Source organism: Albibacterium profundi, from assembly GCF_042159835.1.
Classification (GTDB): Bacteria; Bacteroidota; Bacteroidia; order Sphingobacteriales; family Sphingobacteriaceae; genus Albibacterium; species Albibacterium profundi.
Window position 1 is genome coordinate 1,210,781 of sequence record NZ_JBBVGT010000002.1, and the last position, 18,406, is coordinate 1,229,186.

At 37.1% G+C, this 18,406-nt stretch carries 16 protein-coding genes; 7 read left to right on the forward strand and 9 right to left on the reverse strand.

Going from position 1 to position 18,406, the window contains the following annotated elements:
- Window positions 1-1,860 (forward strand): tRNA uridine-5-carboxymethylaminomethyl(34) synthesis enzyme MnmG, encoded by a 1,860-nt coding sequence (gene mnmG, locus WKR92_RS06780; protein WP_375557063.1) that lies wholly within the window; start codon window positions 1-3, stop codon window positions 1,858-1,860.
- Between the two features lie 131 nt (window positions 1,861-1,991).
- Complete coding sequence (locus tag WKR92_RS06785; protein ID WP_375557064.1) at window positions 1,992-3,815, forward strand: Ig-like domain-containing domain; 1,824 nt, start codon at window positions 1,992-1,994, stop codon at window positions 3,813-3,815.
- On the opposite strand, the gene WKR92_RS06790 is transcribed toward WKR92_RS06785, so the two are convergent.
- Both WKR92_RS06790 and nadB read right to left on the reverse strand, forming a co-directional pair.
- Window positions 3,812-4,327 (reverse strand): gamma carbonic anhydrase family protein, encoded by a 516-nt coding sequence (locus tag WKR92_RS06790; protein ID WP_375557065.1) that lies wholly within the window; start codon window positions 4,325-4,327, stop codon window positions 3,812-3,814. The genes WKR92_RS06785 and WKR92_RS06790 overlap by 4 nt on opposite strands.
- 7 nt (window positions 4,328-4,334) lie before the next feature.
- Window positions 4,335-5,921, reverse strand: coding sequence for an L-aspartate oxidase (gene nadB, locus WKR92_RS06795; RefSeq protein WP_375557066.1), 1,587 nt, complete (start codon window positions 5,919-5,921; stop codon window positions 4,335-4,337).
- Between the two features lie 480 nt (window positions 5,922-6,401).
- Here nadB and nadA point away from each other — a divergent pair, with 480 nt between their 5' ends.
- Together nadA and thiL are read left to right on the forward strand one after the other, a co-directional pair.
- Window positions 6,402-7,403, forward strand: coding sequence for a quinolinate synthase NadA (gene nadA, locus WKR92_RS06800; protein WP_375557067.1), 1,002 nt, complete (start codon window positions 6,402-6,404; stop codon window positions 7,401-7,403).
- Between the two features lie 29 nt (window positions 7,404-7,432).
- On the forward strand, window positions 7,433-8,479 hold the full coding sequence (gene thiL, locus WKR92_RS06805; protein WP_375557068.1) for a thiamine-phosphate kinase: 1,047 nt from the start codon (window positions 7,433-7,435) through the stop codon (window positions 8,477-8,479).
- A gap of 35 nt (window positions 8,480-8,514) precedes the next feature.
- On the opposite strand, the gene WKR92_RS06810 is transcribed toward thiL, so the two are convergent.
- Window positions 8,515-9,873 carry a DNA recombination protein RmuC gene (locus WKR92_RS06810; RefSeq protein WP_375557069.1) on the reverse strand — a complete coding sequence of 453 codons (1,359 nt, stop codon included), beginning with the start codon at window positions 9,871-9,873 and terminating at the stop codon, window positions 8,515-8,517.
- A 206-nt stretch (window positions 9,874-10,079) separates the two neighbouring features.
- Between WKR92_RS06810 and WKR92_RS06815 the strand changes: the two genes are divergently transcribed.
- The gene (locus WKR92_RS06815; RefSeq protein ID WP_375557070.1) at window positions 10,080-10,766 is read left to right on the forward strand and encodes a zinc metallopeptidase; all 687 of its coding nucleotides are present in this window, start codon (window positions 10,080-10,082) and stop codon (window positions 10,764-10,766) included.
- A 255-nt stretch (window positions 10,767-11,021) separates the two neighbouring features.
- On the opposite strand, the gene ybeY is transcribed toward WKR92_RS06815, so the two are convergent.
- Window positions 11,022-11,447 carry an rRNA maturation RNase YbeY gene (gene ybeY / locus WKR92_RS06820; RefSeq protein WP_375557071.1) on the reverse strand — a complete coding sequence of 142 codons (426 nt, stop codon included), beginning with the start codon at window positions 11,445-11,447 and terminating at the stop codon, window positions 11,022-11,024.
- Window positions 11,448-11,538: 91 nt separating this feature from the next.
- Between ybeY and WKR92_RS06825 the strand changes: the two genes are divergently transcribed.
- Window positions 11,539-12,537: a hypothetical protein gene (locus tag WKR92_RS06825; protein ID WP_375557072.1), complete on the forward strand. Its 999-nt coding sequence runs from the start codon at window positions 11,539-11,541 to the stop codon at window positions 12,535-12,537.
- A 28-nt stretch (window positions 12,538-12,565) separates the two neighbouring features.
- Here the strand turns inward: WKR92_RS06825 and WKR92_RS06830 are convergent, their stop codons facing one another.
- The 5 genes from WKR92_RS06830 to rsfS all read right to left on the reverse strand — a co-directional run bounded on the left by WKR92_RS06830 (window position 12,566) and on the right by rsfS (window position 17,593).
- Complete coding sequence (locus tag WKR92_RS06830; protein WP_375557073.1) at window positions 12,566-13,201, reverse strand: rhomboid family intramembrane serine protease; 636 nt, start codon at window positions 13,199-13,201, stop codon at window positions 12,566-12,568.
- Between the two features lie 59 nt (window positions 13,202-13,260).
- Complete coding sequence (locus WKR92_RS06835) at window positions 13,261-14,331, reverse strand: PA0069 family radical SAM protein (RefSeq protein WP_375557074.1); 1,071 nt, start codon at window positions 14,329-14,331, stop codon at window positions 13,261-13,263.
- Between the two features lie 50 nt (window positions 14,332-14,381).
- Entirely contained in the window at window positions 14,382-15,041 is a 660-nt protein-coding gene (locus WKR92_RS06840) for a LutC/YkgG family protein (protein WP_375557075.1), read from the reverse strand.
- Window positions 15,038-17,152, reverse strand: coding sequence for an ATP-dependent zinc metalloprotease FtsH (gene ftsH / locus WKR92_RS06845; RefSeq protein WP_375557076.1), 2,115 nt, complete (start codon window positions 17,150-17,152; stop codon window positions 15,038-15,040). Before ftsH ends, WKR92_RS06840 begins: the two co-directional genes overlap by 4 nt.
- Before the next feature lie 66 nt (window positions 17,153-17,218).
- Entirely contained in the window at window positions 17,219-17,593 is a 375-nt protein-coding gene (rsfS, locus tag WKR92_RS06850; RefSeq protein WP_375557077.1) for a ribosome silencing factor, read from the reverse strand.
- Window positions 17,594-17,637: 44 nt separating this feature from the next.
- Here rsfS and WKR92_RS06855 point away from each other — a divergent pair, with 44 nt between their 5' ends.
- Entirely contained in the window at window positions 17,638-18,402 is a 765-nt protein-coding gene (locus tag WKR92_RS06855) for a biotin--[acetyl-CoA-carboxylase] ligase (RefSeq protein WP_375557078.1), read from the forward strand.
- The last annotated feature ends 4 nt before the right edge of the window (window positions 18,403-18,406 follow it).

Here is an 18,406-nt window from a genome sequence, read left to right on the forward strand (position 1 = left end):
ATGTTTAAAAAATATAATGTAATCGTAGTAGGAGGAGGACACGCTGGTTGCGAAGCTGCAATTGCGGCATCGAATTTAGGTTCAAGTGTATTACTAGTCACAATGAATATGACTACGATAGCGCAGATGAGTTGCAACCCTGCAATGGGTGGCGTAGCAAAAGGGCAGATTCTCCGCGAAATTGATGCAATGGGAGGCCTTTCTGGCATGATCGCCGATAAAACAACGATACAATTTAGAATGCTAAATCGTTCGAAGGGTCCCGCAATGTGGAGTCCCCGTACACAAAACGACAGGATGCGTTTTTCTGAAGAGTGGCGTTTACAGCTCGAACAACGCCGCAATATCGATTTTTGGCAGGACACCGTAAAAGAAATTCTTGTTAAGAACGGACGCGCCGTCGGTGTAAAAACTTCACTAGGGATGGAGATCTCTTCCGATGCGGTTATTCTTACCAACGGAACCTTTCTAAATGGACTAATTCATATCGGAGAGAAAAAACTAGGGGGTGGTCGTGCAGGAGAAAAAGCCGCGACGGGGTTAACTGAGCAATTAGTAGAATTAGGATTTACATCGGGTCGAATGAAAACGGGCACACCGCCACGAGTAGATGGAAGGACGCTCAACTACGATTTAATGGAAGAGCAATGGGGTGATGAAAAGCGTGGACGTTTCTCCTTTTCAGATATTGCTCTACCAGAGGAACAACGTTGTTGCTGGATTACATACACTAATGATAGTGTTCATCAAACGTTACGAGAGGGATTCGAAAAATCCCCAATGTTCACAGGAAGAATTAAAGGATTGGGTCCAAGGTATTGCCCATCTATTGAAGACAAAATAAACAGATTTGCAGAAAGAGATAGGCACCAAATATTTGTTGAACCAGAAGGATGGAATACTGTAGAAATTTATGTAAACGGATTTTCTACTTCTCTTCCGGAAGATGTCCAATATAGAGCACTTCAAAAAATACCAGGTTTCGAAAACGCTAAAATGTTTCGGCCAGGTTACGCGATTGAATATGACTTTTTTCCCCCAATGCAACTCGATGCCACATTAGAGACTTTTTTAATCAAAAATCTATTTTTTGCGGGTCAAATCAATGGCACAACTGGGTATGAAGAAGCAGCTAGTCAAGGACTCGTTGCCGGTATCAATGCACACCAGCGAATTAACGATCATCATGAATTGATATTAAAAAGATCAGAATCATATATAGGTGTATTAATAGACGATCTCGTAACAAAAGGCACAGATGAACCGTATCGCATGTTCACTTCACGAGCCGAACACAGGTTACTACTTCGGCAAGACAATGCGGATGAGAGGTTAACCCCAATGGCGTTCCAATTAGGTTTAGTTTCTAACGAACGCTTCGATAAAGTAAATGAAAAAATTAAGAATACTAACCGCATTATTTCCTACCTTCAAAAGACATCGATTGATAAGGATAGTATCAATCCGATTTTAGAACGTAAACACAGTAGTCCACTAACGCAGAATATTAAAATGATCAACTTGTTAACTAGACCACAGTTGAATATTTACGATCTAGCGGAAGCACATCATTCGTTTAAAGAATTTTTACATCCATTAAACGAAGAAACTATTGAACAAGCCGAAATTAAAATAAAATACAGTAGTTATTTTGAAAAAGAAGTTGAACTTGTGAATAAAATGAAAAAAATGGAAGACCAGAGTATCAACCCGGATTTTGATTATTCGATTCTCAAATCCCTGTCGAAAGAAGCGCGCGAAAAATTGACACGAGTAAAACCACGAACCATTGGACAAGCATCGCGGATTTCGGGCGTGAAACCCTCAGATATTAGTGTTTTAATGGTTCATTTATCGTAACTGATTAAAAATCAATACATTACAGAATATAATAAACAACTTATTTTAAAGCGATGTCATCGATTATTTTAAAAAATATGACTTGTAGTATTAAAAAACATATAAATCGCTTAAAACGCTTAAAAATAAGTATGCGGGCGTTTACACTCTTTTTACTGATATTAACGGTAGGCTCATCGTTTATCACTGGTTGCGCCAGTATACAACAGCCTACTGGAGGTCCGAAAGACTCTATACCTCCGAATGTCATAAGTGAAACCCCTAAAAATCTTACACGAAATTTCACAACACGTGAAATAGTAATCGAGTTCGATGAATATATAAAGCTTAATAACCAATTTCAGGAATTTAGTATTTCACCAGACTTAGATGAGGCGCCCGAGTATAAAATCAAAAAGAAATCACTTATTATTACCCTTCCAGATACATTGGCTGAAAATACTACCTATTCTATTAACTTCGGAGAGGGACTGGTCGACTTCAATGAATCAAATCCGCTAGTGAATTATCGATATGTCTTTTCAACCGGAGATGAAATTGATTCCTTATCAATTTCAGGAACCGTCATCAACTCCATTTCTCTTGAACCGGAAACTGACATAAATGTACTCCTAATTCCTGTTTCACAAGATTCGATTTTCGGAAAAAGAAAAGCAAATATTTTCACCAAAACAGATAGTTCGGGTAATTTCACTTTACAGAATTTAAGTGAAACTGCATATCGTATTTATGCGTTGAAAGAAGAAGCTTCAGATAGAATTTATAATAACCCAGGAGAGCTGATAGCATTCCAACAGGACAGCATATACCTTGACCGGAATATCACGGGAATTAAACTTAAAACATTCAAAGAAATACCGAAAGACTTCCGGGTACTTGATAGAAAGATAGAAAGCAGCGGGAGAATTATGTTCGTATTCAATAAATCGCTAAAGAATCCTTCGTTAACAATATTAGACGATAACGAACTAAATACTAATAAAATAGCTAAATTCACACCGACGCGAGACAGTGCTTACATTTGGCTACCAATACTTGAATTCGATTCCGTTAATGTGGAGATAGCCGACGAAAACATCGCGCTTGATACGATTACCTTAAGACGGAACCAAAACGACGAATATGATCGTTCCATTACGATTACTGATAATTTAAGCAATCAACGAGTAGACCAAGTCCGGAATGTTATTTTTACAGGATCAGCACCTATCCAATCGGCAGATCTATCCAAAATTACTCTAATAGAGGATACTACAGCTCAAACTAACTTCCAATTATCACTCGATAACGAGAATATGAGGAAGGCCTATCTACGATATAGATGGAAACCAAAAAGGACCTATATACTTGAACTACAAGAGGGTGCATTTATCGGTCGCTTTGGAGAATTATCTAAAGCAGGGCAAAGAAAATTCACATTCGATGATTCGGGTAACTATGGAGATATTGTCTTAGATATTAAGCTACCCGATTCTAATAATTATATTGTCGAAGTAATAAAAGAAGATAAATCACAGGTTATAAAAGCAGATGTAATCAACCGCTCGCAAAAAATCACATACAAACAATTACCCGGTCAGAACTATACAGTACGCGTAGTTTACGACGAAAACAAAAATAATAAATGGGATACAGGTAATCTCGAAACAAAAACGCAACCAGAAGAACTATGGTATTGGAATAAAATTATCACAGTCCGACCGAACTGGGAACAGGAAGAAATTGTAACCGTACCTAGTTTGGAAACAACAAAAACTTTAATTCCGGAAAACAAACCAGATACTACGAATCAAAGTAAATCAAAGGATGATTCTAATAATCCATTAAATGAACCTTATATAAAATCGGGTACCGTAGTTCCTGCGACAAATCAAACCAATTCCCAGCAACCAGAAGAAAAAATAATTGAGGGTGTCGAAACACGAACAGAAGAAGAAGAAGTTCAGAAGTATTAATCTTCTTTGAACCAAGTTGAGTACATGACATAGTTATGAGGTAGTTTATCAAGCATCTCTCTTTGTTCATTTGTAATTGCTTTTATCTTTTTAGCAGGGATACCGGCGTATATATAACCTGATTCACATCGAGAATACTCTAATACAACAGCGCCTGCCGCTATGATTACATATTCCTCTATGATGGCATGATCCATAACAATCGCGCCCATCCCAACTAATACATGATCTTTCAAATCACAGCCGTGTATAAGTGCTTGATGCCCCACCGAAACGTAATTCCCTATTTTTGTTGATGCACCTTTGTAAGTACAGTGGATAACCGAACCGTCCTGAATATTACAATAATTACCAATCCTAATTGAATTAACGTCACCTCTAACGACCGCATTAAACCAAATAGAACAAAACTCTCCAACAACGACGTCTCCAACAACTGTAGCATTATCAGCTATAAAACAAGTTTCCGAAATGCTAGGCCGAAGGCCTCTTACCGAACGTATAAGTGCCATAATCTATTTAAAAAATTGTATCATGAATTTCCTGAGCATGCTTAGCGTAATCAGTTGTAAAATGTAATCCTCTGCTCTCTTTTCTAAGTAATGCACTTTTAATAACAATGAAAGAGACTTGAATTACGTTCCTTAATTCGCAAAGTTTCACCGAAAGGCGTGTATTTTTATAAAAGCTCTCGGTCTCCTCATACAATAAGCCCAATCTCCTCATAGCACGATCCAAACGAAAATCAGAACGGACTATGCCTACGTAATCACTCATAATCTTTTGAGTTTCGCGTAAATTATGCATAACCAAAATATCCTCGTTAGAAAGTTGCGTATTGGATTCATCCCAATCCGGAATATTAGTTGGAAAATTATAAGTACTAAATTTCCTCGAAGAATCCTCATAAATTCTGTGCGCAAAAACTGTAGCCTCTAATAAAGAGTTTGATGCTAATCTATTAGCACCATGCAAACCTGTAGATGCACATTCGCCACATGCATAGAGTCTATTAATACTTGTTTTTCCCCATTCATCTACACAGATTCCACCACACAAATAATGTGCAGCTGGAGCCACTGGAACATAATCTTTCGTTAAATCAATTCCAATACTTAAACATTTCGCGTATATATTAGGGAAATGAGATAATATCTCGTCTTTTGATCGATGCGTAACATCTAAATAAACATAATCTTCTCCTGATTTTTTCATTTCTGCATCAATCGCACGTGCTACTATATCTCTGGGTGCAAGTGATCCACGATCATCATATTCATACATAAATTCATCCCCATTCAACCGCCTTAATATAGCACCAAACCCTCTCAATGCTTCTGAAATAAGAAATGCTGGATACTCACCCGGATTGTAAAGAGATGTAGGATGAAATTGTATGAACTCCATGTTTCTAACCTTTCCTTTTGCGCGGTAAACCATTGCTATTCCATCGCCCGTTGCTATTACCGGATTGGTTGTACTTGAATAAATGTGGCCGGCACCACCACTGGCCATAACGGTGACTTTACTCAAAAACTTTTCTACTTTATTATCCTTAGTATTTAATGCGTAAATACCGTAACAATCTATATTTTCCGAATCTTTACCCACATACTCACCCAAATGATGTTGTGTAATCAAATCTATAGCAAAGTAATGGGTTAATACCGTAATATTCTTATTGTCATGTACCTTAGCCAGTAAAGCTCGCTCAATCTCAAAACCGGTAATATCTTTATAATGAAGAATCCTATTTTCTGAATGTCCTCCCTCTTTCGCAAGATCGTATTGTCCCGTTCCCATTTTATCAAAATGGGTTCCGTACTCGATAATTTCTTGCACTCGCGATGGCCCTTCCTTAACAACTATTTCCACAATATCAGGGTCGCATAATCCGTCTCCAGCAGCCAGAGTATCAGCGATATGCTTTTCAAACGAATCAGACTTATCAACAACCGCTGCTACACCTCCTTGTGCATACTTCGTATTGGATTCATCTTCATTTGATTTCGTAATGATAAGAACCTTACCATGTTGCGCAGCTTTTAGCGCGTAATTTAATCCGGCTATTCCTGAACCGACAACTAAGAAGTCAACATTGTGCATTAAAAAAAAATCTATTTACTATTTATTCACGATCACGGTGAATAACCCGATGATATATGTGAAATGAATGTGAATTAATCGTTAACTAAAACTCTCAAACAATAAAATTAGACAAAAAACATAAGTACTGAACAAAACACATACAAATTATACAGCGAAAATAGTCATTTATTAACGTTCGTCAGCTCTTACTTTATTCCACATAACAACTTTTCTAAATAAATATTTGAAATGAACTATCGTTATATATCAGTATTTTACAAACGAGCACCTGTTAACAACCTGTGGATAAAAATAGAATAAACAAAATAACAATTTTTAAACCTCTTATCTTTTCACAATACCAACATCCTAATAAACAATAAGATTCTTTTATAAAAATAAATTATTATTTATTGTTGGCTATGTGGACAAGAGGGTTGGCTCTAAAAGCGGTAATTCATTTTCTTTATGTATTTTTGTGAAAGGGACAATATAAAAATGGAAACAGGATACGAGATTGATTTAAATGAAAAAGGATTTATTGATGAACCGATAGATCCGAGTTTAGATATTGTAAAAGCTATACAACAGCTGAAAATGGAAAAGAACGCTGTTATTTTAGCTCATTATTATCAAGAATCAGAAATACAAGATATTGCGGACTACATTGGAGATAGTTTGGGCTTATCACAACAAGCTGCGAATACCGAGGCGGATGTGATTGTCTTCGCTGGGGTTCATTTTATGGCTGAAACAGCTAAAATCTTATCGCCAAGCAAAAAAGTATTATTACCAGATTTAAAAGCTGGTTGCTCTTTATCCGATAGTTGTCCACCGCATTTGTTTGCTAAATTTAAAGAGCAATATCCCGATCATTTAGTTATTACGTATGTTAATTGCACAGCAGAGTTGAAGGCGTTAAGTGATATTGTATGCACTTCATCCAATGCGGTTCAAATAGTGGAAAGCCTACCGGACAATCAAAAAATTATCTTTGGTCCCGATAAAAATTTAGGTGATTATGTCATAAAAAAAACCGGCAGAGATAATATTGTACTTTGGAATGGTGCATGTATGGTTCATGAGATATTTTCGGAAGAAAAAATAGAAGCGATTCGGGAAGAATATCCCGAAGCAAAATTAATAGCTCACCCAGAATGCGAGAACCATATATTGGATAATGCCGATTTTATTGGTTCAACGTCAGGACTACTAAAATATACTAAAGAAAATCCTTCTAAGGTGTTTATCGTTGCGACCGAGAGTGGGATTATCTATCAGATGCAAAAAGCTAATCCAGACAAAACTTTCATTCCTGCACCGCCAACAAATGCTTGTGCATGTAATGACTGTCCTCATATGAAATTAAATACCTTAGAGAAGCTCTATAATTGTATGAAATATGAGTTACCTGAAGTTACCTTGGAACCGAAACTAATTGAACGAGCTCGTAAACCGATCGAACGTATGTTAGAAATTTCTGCACGTTTGGGATTATAAGCTCATTCTTTATATTAATATAAGCTCATATGTTTGACAATAGCGAGAGAACAAATTTAGAAGAGTTAGGGGAATTCGGGTTAATTAGACACCTGACTGAAGCCATTAGCCTTAGCCAACCAACTACAGTAAAAGGCGTAGGCGATGATGCTGCCGTTCTCGATTTCTCTAATAAAAAAACGCTAATATCTACTGATCTTTTATTAGAAGGTATTCATTTTGATTTACGTTATGTTCCTTTAAAACATCTAGGCTATAAAGCTGTTCAAGTGAACCTTAGTGATATTTATGCTATGAACGGAATGGCTTCGCAAATTACGTTTTCTATTGGGTTGTCGAGTAAGTTTCCATTGGAAGCAATAGAAGAGATTTACGAGGGCGCGTTATTAGCATGTAAACATTATCAAGTCGATCTTATCGGGGGGGATACTTCATCATCTGCGCAAGGTTTAGTTATTAGTGTTACCAGTATTGGTTATGTTGACGAAAATAAGGTAGTCTATCGAAACGGAGCGGCGGAAGGCAATCTTATCTGTGTTTCTGGCGATTTAGGTGCTGCTTATGTTGGCTTACAATTACTAGAGAGAGAAAAGAAGATATTTCTCGAAAATCCTAACATTCAACCAGATTTAGAGGGTAAAGACTACATCGTAGAAAGACAATTAAAGCCCGAAGCGAGAAGGGATGTTATTGAACTTTTGGACGAAAAAGAAATATTACCTACTTCCATGATCGATATATCAGATGGGTTAGCTTCAGATATATTGCATATATGTTCTCAATCTAAAAAGGGCTGTAAAATATATGAAGATAAAATACCAATCGATCAGATGACTTTTGATACAGCTTTTGAATTCGGATTAGATCCAACTGTCTGTGCGTTGAGTGGCGGGGAAGATTACGAACTGCTTTTTACGATTTCTCAAAATGACTATGAAAAGGTGAAAAATTTGATGGATATTACGGTGATAGGTCATATCACTGAGGAAGCAGCCGGTTGCGAGTTAATATCAAAATCCAATAAGGTTCATCCACTTAAAGCTCAAGGATGGAACGCCTTTAATAAATCAGAATAACATATTTTAAATAATATTTTTATCGCAGGATTTTATCAGTCTTCATCTAATAAGCTAGGATCGAGCTGTTTAGTTGTTTTTGCACCAAGTTTTTTTAATTTTTCAATTTTCGAAATGAGATTACCACGACCGCTATCCAACTTTCGTCTAGCTTCTTCGTGAGTCCTACTTAAAATTGAAATCTGTTTTTCAACTTTATCCATATCTTCGATAAAACCGACAAACTTATCATACAGCAGCCCTGCTTCCCTGGCAATTGCTATCACGTTTCTGCTTTGTTTCTCTTGTTTCCAAAGACCAGCAATGGTTCGTAATGTAGCTAAAAGAGTGGATGGACTAACTAAGACAACTCGTCTGTCCCAAGCAAAGTTGAAAAGATCGTTGTCCATACTGATAGACATACTAAAGGACGACTCTATAGGAATAAACAATAGTACAAAGTCCGGCGAATTTATTTGATAGATATCGCAATAATTTTTTGAGGACAAATCTACTATATGATTTCTAAGTGATTGTAAATGTTGTTTCGCAAAAGATGCTTTCTCTTCCTCCATCTCTGTAGCTACCCACCGCTCGTAAGCCACTAAAGATACTTTTGAATCGATTATTAAGTTTTTATTATCGGGTAAGTCGATAATGGCGTCTGGCTGTAGTCGTTTACCTTGATTGTCCGTGAAACTAGCTTGTAAATGGTATTCCTGATCTTTCAACAAGCCAGAGCGTTCCAGTATGCGTTCTAAGATAATTTCTCCCCAATTTCCTTGTTTTTTACTGCTCCCTTTTAGTGCTTTAGATAGGTTATTCGCTTCATCTTGTATTTGCTTACTTTGTTCTATCAGTAAATCTACAGCCCCTTTCAGGGAGTTTCTATCTTTGGTTTCTTCATTGTAGACTCGTTCTACTTTGTCCTCAAAACTTTTTAAATTTTCTTTAAGAGGATTTAAGATTTGAAAGATATTTTTTTGGTTAGTTTCCGTAAATCGCTCAGACTTTTCTGTAAGAATCTTATTAGCTATTATTTCGAAATCCCTTACCATTTGAGTTTTCAGATCATCTATTTCCTTACGTTGATCCCTAATTTTTTCTGCCTGTGCGTCATAATATGATTGTGTCTTATCTAAATTCTTTTGTACTTCTAGGTATTTATCTCTTTCACTTTCTAAATCGTTCTGTAATGCAATGATTTGTTGTTTCAATAGCGAGGTCATTGTCTCTTTTTCTTTCTCTAATCCGTTGACTTCCTGTTCAGAACGAGCAAGATCTACAATGAGATTTTCTCTCTCATTGTTCATTGCTTCTATTTTGGCCTTGTAACCGTTGGATATTCTTTTAATAATAAGTAGAAAAATCACGACCGTGCCGATTAACAATAAAAAATGTAGTAAATAATCCATTGATAAATTTATTAGTATTACAAAGCTAATAAATTTAGTTTACCAATAAAATCGGATATTTTGTCAGTTTTTTCCAAAACACTTAGTAAATGTGAGAAAACTATTACGTTATTATTTATCCGATTAGGTTTTTTTGCGCTATTTTTATTGCGGTATATAAATTGATAATGGTTTTTGTAAAACACTAAAACAAAAAGGAAAATAAAATGGGATTGATATTATTTATCGTCATTGCAATCATCAGCTTTGGCGTGCAATGGAAGTTTAAAAATAAATTTAAAAAGTATTCGGAGACTCCGCTCATGAGCGGAATGAGTGGAAAAGATATAGCATTAAAGATGCTTCATGACAATGGTATTTATGATGTACAAGTACAATCCGCTCAAGGTAGATTATCGGATCACTACAATCCGGCCGACCGTACTGTAAATTTAAGTCCGGAAGTATACGAAGGAAGAAGTGTCGCCGCTGCCGCCGTTGCAGCACACGAATGCGGACACGCTGTTCAACATGCTAAGGCGTATTCGTGGTTAACGTTGCGTTCAGCAGTCGTTCCAATAGTGAGCATCGCGTCCAATTTAACTTCGGTAGTATTAATGATTGGTATTTTCATGTATTTCGCTTCAGGAAATATTCTTTTACTAGGTATTGGAGTGGCTGCTTTGGCCATTACAACTCTATTCGCATTTATCACACTACCGGTTGAATTTGATGCTTCTAAACGTGCTCTAGCATGGTTAGATATGAATCCATCAGTTATGGGTGATAGTATTGAGCATAGAGGTGCTAAAGATGCCTTAAAATGGGCTGCTATGACTTACGTAGTTGCTGCATTATCAGCTTTAGCGACATTAGCATACTATGCAAGTTTCCTGTTTGGCGGACGTGACTAATAGAAGATGTCTGTCAAATAATAAACGTAACATTAAAAGAAAAAGGATAATACATTGTTCATGTATTATCCTTTTTCTTTTAATGGTCAACAGTAATATTCCTAAGGATTAGATAATAAATTGGTTTACATATTACCGCATTCCTTCCGCATTTCACCCGCATTCCATCCGTATTTTAGGCTCAAAATGCGGATTTGATATATATGAGATAGACTTGGATTTTCGGATAAGGTAAGACAAGAGTTTATGAAGTTATTAAAGACGTTGGGTCAAATAATAGTCTTCCTTGGATGTCATAATTACTTTTTCTTCTCTTTTTTTATCCGGATAGCCCATCAGATGCAATACGCCATGGATCATGACTCGATGGAGTTCGTTATCAAAATTAATTTGAAACTTTTCTGCATTTTCAATAATCCGGTCAATGCTAATAAAAATATCACCTGAAATGATTTCGCTAAGCTCGCTATTATCAAAGGTTATGATATCTGTGTAGGTATCATGTTTTAAATACTCTTGATTTATTTGCAACAAATAGCCATCTGAACAAAAAATGAAATTTAATTCCCCGAGCTTAAAACCTTCATTTTCTATCGATTTTCTGATCCATTTTCGTATTTGGATCTTATTCTTTAAGGTAAATTGAATATCTTCGTTGAAGAAATTAATTTTCTGACTCATAATATGCTGTTTATTCAGCGAATTTATAGTTTTTTATTTCAACTTTCCACTGACACAGATTCTTTCGTTTTAATCTTATCTTTGCCAGTCTATGAAAGCAGAATTTTATAATCCATTTGAAGACTTTACCTTTGATGGCACGCGCTGTTTTTTAACTGGGGAGAAGTTAGAAAGACCTTTATATTTTCCGGTCTTCCCACGTTGGATACTAAAAGAATACGGGCTGGAAGAAATGGCGTTTAAAATGCTAGATGAAAATTTTAAACGCTATGGTGAGCTTACTCTTCCTTGTTGCAGCGAAGTTTATAATCGTCTAGAAATTCTTGACAGACAAGCCGAAGAGGGTTTTAAAGGGGGATATGAGAAGGTCGTCCGGTTAGATTCGGTCTTTCTTTTCAAATGGATTGCTAAATGGGTATATGGAATTATTTTCAATGAAATTCAGATGGGTATCCGCCAACAAGTAATGAGCGGAGAACCGTTGAATTTTTCTCAAACCTTAATGCATAAATTTAAGAACCTTCATACGATGCTCCAGTCGCTTATTTACGATGTTGAGTTTGAAAGTCAGAACCCTTTTAGTATACGGGTTTTTGAGATAGACAGCCCAGAAGACACATATAATTACCGCGATGAAATTAATACACTGGTATTCTCTTTGAAAGTGAAGAATCTTGGTATTATCGCTTGTTTACAGGATAACGAAGCAAATCTTCGCTACCATGAACAGGTTCTAAAAGATGTGGAAGGCGAAAAGTTGCATCCTATTCAATTCGAAGAATTATGCGGGCGGTTTTTTTACTCTAGTTATCTATTTAACCGTCTTCCAGACTATATGATTTCATTTTTAGAAAATAAACTGTATATCGAACCGATGTCTCTTTTGGGCGTAAATTCGAGACCAGTTTTTGATCACTGGCAAGTGAAAACGTATGGACAGGTATTGGAAAATTTTTGGAAACCATGGGGGTATACTTTATTTGAAATTATCAAAGATCCAGAAAATCCGATGTCTTTTATTTATAACGAGGACAGGGAATTTATTCAAGTAAAGGATGGAGATATTCCAACCATCTCTGTATCTAATTAGAAATTCTTCAGTCTATGTAAAACTTGGGTTAAAACATGTTACCCAGTTCATTTATAAAGTTTCCTAGAACCTGCGGATAAAGAATGATCGTAATAGCGACTCCTGTTAATGCTCCGTAAAAATGGGCATCGTGATTAATGCTATCATTAGCTGAGTTTGCCGCCCAAACACAATATGCCAAATAGAGTGGCCCAAAAATGACGGCCGGAATTGGTATTGGGATGAAAAAGAGATAGATGGACATACTCGGGTCAAATAATATATAACTAAAAAGTACTGCCGAAATAGCTCCCGAAGCACCAAGGCTATGATAACCGTAATTGTTTTTATGCTTAAAAATCGTAGTAATGTCGCTCAAAATTAAAGCTAACACATAAATCACAAGAAACTGGATATGTCCCCAGGAGCTCACGCTCGCTAAAATACGTTCCAAAGGAAATCCGAAAAAGAAAAATGTCAACATATTGAACAACAAATGCATCCAATCACGATGGATTACACCGCTGGTAATCACCGTATAAAGATTTTTTCCCCTGCTAACACTATAAGGGTGTAACATAAATTTTCCAAATAGTTGAGGGCTAGAAAAAGTATAGATACTGGTGATTAATGTAAATACGAGTATAAAGCTTGCGACAGGATTATAAAGAATGTATTCTTGCATTGTCTGTTCTGATTATTATCTGATTTTGAAAGGTAATAAAAATACTTCAATCCGGTATTTTAATCGCCGAACAAATTTAATTGCTTTCCTTTTTTGGGTATGAATAAATCGGTTCGAAGTGGACCAGGTGTCCTGCCTTTCATATAGCGGTCTTTAGCAATCTTGAACAGAGAGTGTATACTTTCGGCCAGATGACCATCGCCTCGCATCCTTCTGCTCCAATCACTATCATTTAAATGACCTCCATGCGAAGATTGAATGCCATGTAATATTTTTTCAGCGCGATCGGGGAAAGTTTTGTTTACCCAATCTGTGAATATATCAGCTATAGCACCATTTAGTCTGACCATGGTAAACGACGCAGAACAGGCGCCTGCATCGGCAGCAGCTTTGATCAATTTTGGCATTTCATCACTATTTAATCCGGGAATAATTGGTGCGCACATCAACATGACCGGGATTCCTTCTTTGCTGAGCTTTTCAATGACGTTAAGTCGTCCTTTTGCTGTAACTGTACGTGGTTCCATTTTTTGCCGCAAGCTTTCATTTAATGAATTAATTGTGATAGCAACGCTAATCAGATTTTTTGCCGCTAACTCCTTCAATAAATCGCTGTCGCGTAGGATAAGATTATTTTTTGTAATAATCGACACTGGGTGTTGATAATCATTGAAAATCTCCAGAAGTGATCTTGTAATTTTAAGCTTTCTTTCTATCGGCTGATAGCAGTCGGTATTACCTGAAAGGACGATGGTCTTTGCTATATACCCTTTTTTATTTAATGCATCCTCCAAAAGTTGTGCTGCATTGTGTTTTACAATGATTTTTCGCTCAAAATCTAATCCCGCGCTGAAACCCCAATATTCGTGTGAGTTTCGTGCATAACAGTAGATACAACCGTGTTCACAGCCCTGATAAGGATTGATGGACTGACTAAAAGAGAGATCCGGACTATTATTAATACTGATTATTTTTTTTGGGGTTTCCTTGAAGAATTTCGTCGGATTATTTTTAATGAACTCTTCATCGAGCCCCTCAACAAATTCTTGTACGTATTTCTTTTCCAAGAATTTGTTATTTGGGTTAATCTGCGATCCGCGACCTTTTATAAATTCAGTATGTATACTCATTCAATAAAAATCCTAAATATTTTAGTATTTTTGTTGAATGAGTATTTTTATTAAGCTTCGTGTTTTGTAGCGATAGAGTCGTCGAGAAGAAATACAAAAAGTTCACGCGGTCCGTGAGCACCCAGAACCAATGTTTTCTCAATATCTGCAGTTCTACTCGGTCCAGTAATTAAATTGACCATAGAGGGTAACTTGTAATTGTATTTCTCTTTCATAAAGTCTAGGCCATCTTTGATGTCTGGTAAAAGCTGTGATGTATAGGCTATAACGATGTGGATATGCGGGAAGATGGCCAATCTCCTTCCCATCGGCGTTCCGTTGCTGATTAGGATGCTCCCGTTTCGTGCTATGAGTGCTTCACAAAAGGTAATACCAGCATCTGCTTTATCAAAATCGGTATCAGTGCTGTAGTAGGGGAAGTCGTATTGATCCAACAGCTTTTTCAACTGTGGCTCCCAAGCATACATTTTTCGTAAAGTAAACTGGTCTGCTAGTAGGATCAAGTTCTCCACTAAGTCGAGTTCATCTTCACAGAAAATAAATTTTCCCGATACAGCAGAAAACTGTTTAGCGAATTCAATTTCCAAAGGTTCTGTAAAAGGAAGATAGAGGGACGTTTCTTCCATATTCAAATACGGATTATCTCTTTTTTGCAATAAAGCAGCCCTAACTTTTTTTAAGATTTTTTCTTTGGATGTGGATTGCTTCATAGTTTAGTCTCGCTTGCTGTATCGTCCTTTTCTGGCTTATCAAACGTATCGGAATTATCACCTACACCGTCATGGATCAAGTTCTCTGCAACCGGTTTCTGGTCGGCTTCATCGTTGCCGCTATTTACAAATTCGTCGTAAGCGGTACGTTTATCAAACGGTCGTTTGCCCAAGATTTCTTCGAGATCCGATTGGAATAAGATTTCTTTATCGAGTAATTTTTCGGCAAGTTTTTCTAAACCTTCTTTATTAGTTTGCAACAACTTCTTAGTCCGGTCGTAGCATTCAGCAATAAGCATACGAACTTCATCGTCAATCAGTTCCGCAGTTTTTTCAGAATACGGTTTACTAAATTGATTGCCTTCTTGAGCCTCGTTAAAAGAAACGTTTCCTATCCGGTGGTTCATACCATAGACTGTTACCATAGCATATGCCAGCTTCGTAATACGTTCCAAATCATTCTGAGCGCCCGTTGAAATTTTACCAAAAGTCAAGTCTTCTGCTACACGACCACCCATAGTCATACAGATTGAATCAATTAACTGTTCCGTAGTGTATAAGAATTGTTCCTTAGGCAGGTATTGTGCATATCCTAAAGCAGCTACCCCGCGCGGAACGATCGAAACCTTAACAAGCGGATCAACGTGTTCTAAGAACCAGCCGGCTATGGCATGTCCCGCTTCATGATAAGCTACAATGCGCTTTTCCTCAGGAGAGATAATTTTATTTTTCTTTTCAAGCCCACCAATTACCCGGTCGATCGCATCTTGGAAATCTTGCATATCTACAGCTTCTTTGGCCCTTCTAGCTGCAATTAGTGCGGCTTCGTTACAAACGTTGGCGATTTCTGCACCTGCGAAACCGGGCGTTTGAGCCGATAATTTTTTGGCATCGACGTCTGAAGCTAGCTTTATTGGTTTTAAGTGTACTTTAAAGATCTGTTCGCGACCTACGAGATCTGGTTTATCAATAGAGATCTGTCTGTCGAATCGTCCCGGCCGAAGTAGTGCGGCATCCAATACATCTGGGCGGTTCGTAGCTGCCATAATGATAATTCCAGAATCAGTTCCGAAACCATCCATTTCAACCAAGAGTTGATTTAATGTATTTTCCCGCTCATCATTCCCCCCCATCATACTATTTTTTCCACGTGCGCGACCGATAGCGTCAATCTCATCAATAAAAATTATGCAAGGTGCTTTTTCCTTGGCTTGTTTAAATAAGTCCCGAACGCGAGACGCACCAACGCCGACGAACATTTCGACGAAGTCAGAACCTGAAAGAGAGAAGAACGGAACCTGTGCTTCCCCTGCAACAGCTTTTGCTAACAAAGTTTTACCTGTTCCTGGCGAGCCTACTAATAATGCTCCCTTAGGGATTTTACCTCCCAAATTCGTGTATTTTTTTGGATTTCTAAGGAAATCGACAATTTCCATTACCTCCTGCTTGGCTTCTTCCAGCCCCGCTACATCATTGAATGTGATGTTAACTTGAGATTCTTTATCAAACAGTTTGGCTTTTGATTTACCGATATTGAAGATCTGTCCACCTGGGCCGCCACCACCGCTGCCCATTCTGCGCATAAGGTATATCCAAAATGCGATAAGCAACACAAAAGGCAATAAAGTCAATAACCAACCGGTCCATGGACTATTTCGCTCTTCTAACTTAACACTCACACGCTCATTGGCCGGTAAATCAGCTTGTGCTGCATTAAGCTTTCTCTCCAAAGCATCAAAAGAACCCTCTTGAAAGACATATTGTGGGCCTTGTGCGTTGCTTAGATTAAGCGGACTCTCTTGCGGTTGTACCTCTTTGTACTTGTCTGTTGATAGTTTGTCCTTTTTTATAAATACTTCTACTGCAATTAACTCGTTTTTTTTGTAAGCAATTAGATGATCTACATCTCCTGGCTTTAACATATGCTCTTCGAAGCGTTGATAAGTTATTTGTTTGGCGGTGTCACCACTGAAAACATATTGAAGTACGAAAAACCCTAATAATAGGATCATCCACAGCCACATAATGTTAAACCGAGGCGGTTTAGGCGTTATCTTTTTACTAGGTATTTTCTTATTACCTCTTGCCTGGTTTGAAAACTTTTCTTCCATTCTTAGTCTTTATATCACAACTTGTTGTTGTTTTTCTTTTTTATCTTAATATGATTATTTATTATTTTATGCGCTTTGGTAGTTTTCTGTTTTAGCGTCGCCCCATAGATCTTCGATGCCGTAATATGAACGTTTTTCAGTTTTGAAAATATGAACGACGACATCGACGTAATCTAATAAGACCCATTCTCCTAACTCATAACCCTCTTTTCTCCATGGGTTTTGCTTTAATGAATTATATATTTCCTTTTCCACGCTGTCTGCTAGGGCACGTACTTGCGTAGACGAGTCCGCATGAGCGATTACAAAAAAATCAGTTACAGATGCTTGAAGTTTTCTCAGATCAACACGCACAATTTCGTTCCCCTTCTTCTCTTGGAGGCCATGGACGGCTATCTCCGAAATATAAGTGGATTCATTAGAGTTTTTATTTTTTGTCATTAAAAATATTAGTTTTGACAATTATTAACATATAATAAGTACTCTTGCAAAGTAACACTTTTTCAGCATTTTTTTCGGGTCAAAAATTAATTACACTGAATGAGGTTTCATCTACAAATGACTACTTGAAAGATAGACTGTCAAAATCTGCGCCATTTAAGGAAGGGACTGTAATAATGGCAGTTGACCAGTGGAAGGGGCGAGGTCAACGTGGCAATAAATGGTTAAGCGAGCCCGGCAAAAATCTTACCTTTAGTCTCCTACTCAAGCCGACATTTTTAAATATAGAAAGGCAATTTGACTTAAATATTGCAATTAGCGTCTCCGTAATTCAGTGTTTACAGATGCTGCTTGGTAATCGGATATTGATAAAGTGGCCGAATGATATTTATATTGGTGACCAAAAGCTTGGTGGTATGTTGATTGAGAATACGATTTCTGGTGCGGAATGGAAAGAGTCTGTCGTTGGAATTGGTATTAATGTCAACCAAGATCATTTTGGAGAGTTGACTCGGGCTTGCTCTATAAAGCAATTATTACAGGAAGAATACATTATAACCGACTTATTGTACGAACTTTGCGGACGGATTGAAGCAAATTATCTTGAGCTGAAAGCAACAGGTATTTCACAGCTTAAGTCAATTTATATCCAACATCTTTTTGGACATAATCAAGTTCGTGAATATAGTATTGATGGTGTTCGGGTACTGGGAAAAATTATTGACGTATCCGGTGAGGGTCACTTGATATTGGACTTTCAAGGGCATCATGCGAGTTTTGACTTTAAAGAAATAGTATTTGTTTTTTAAATTT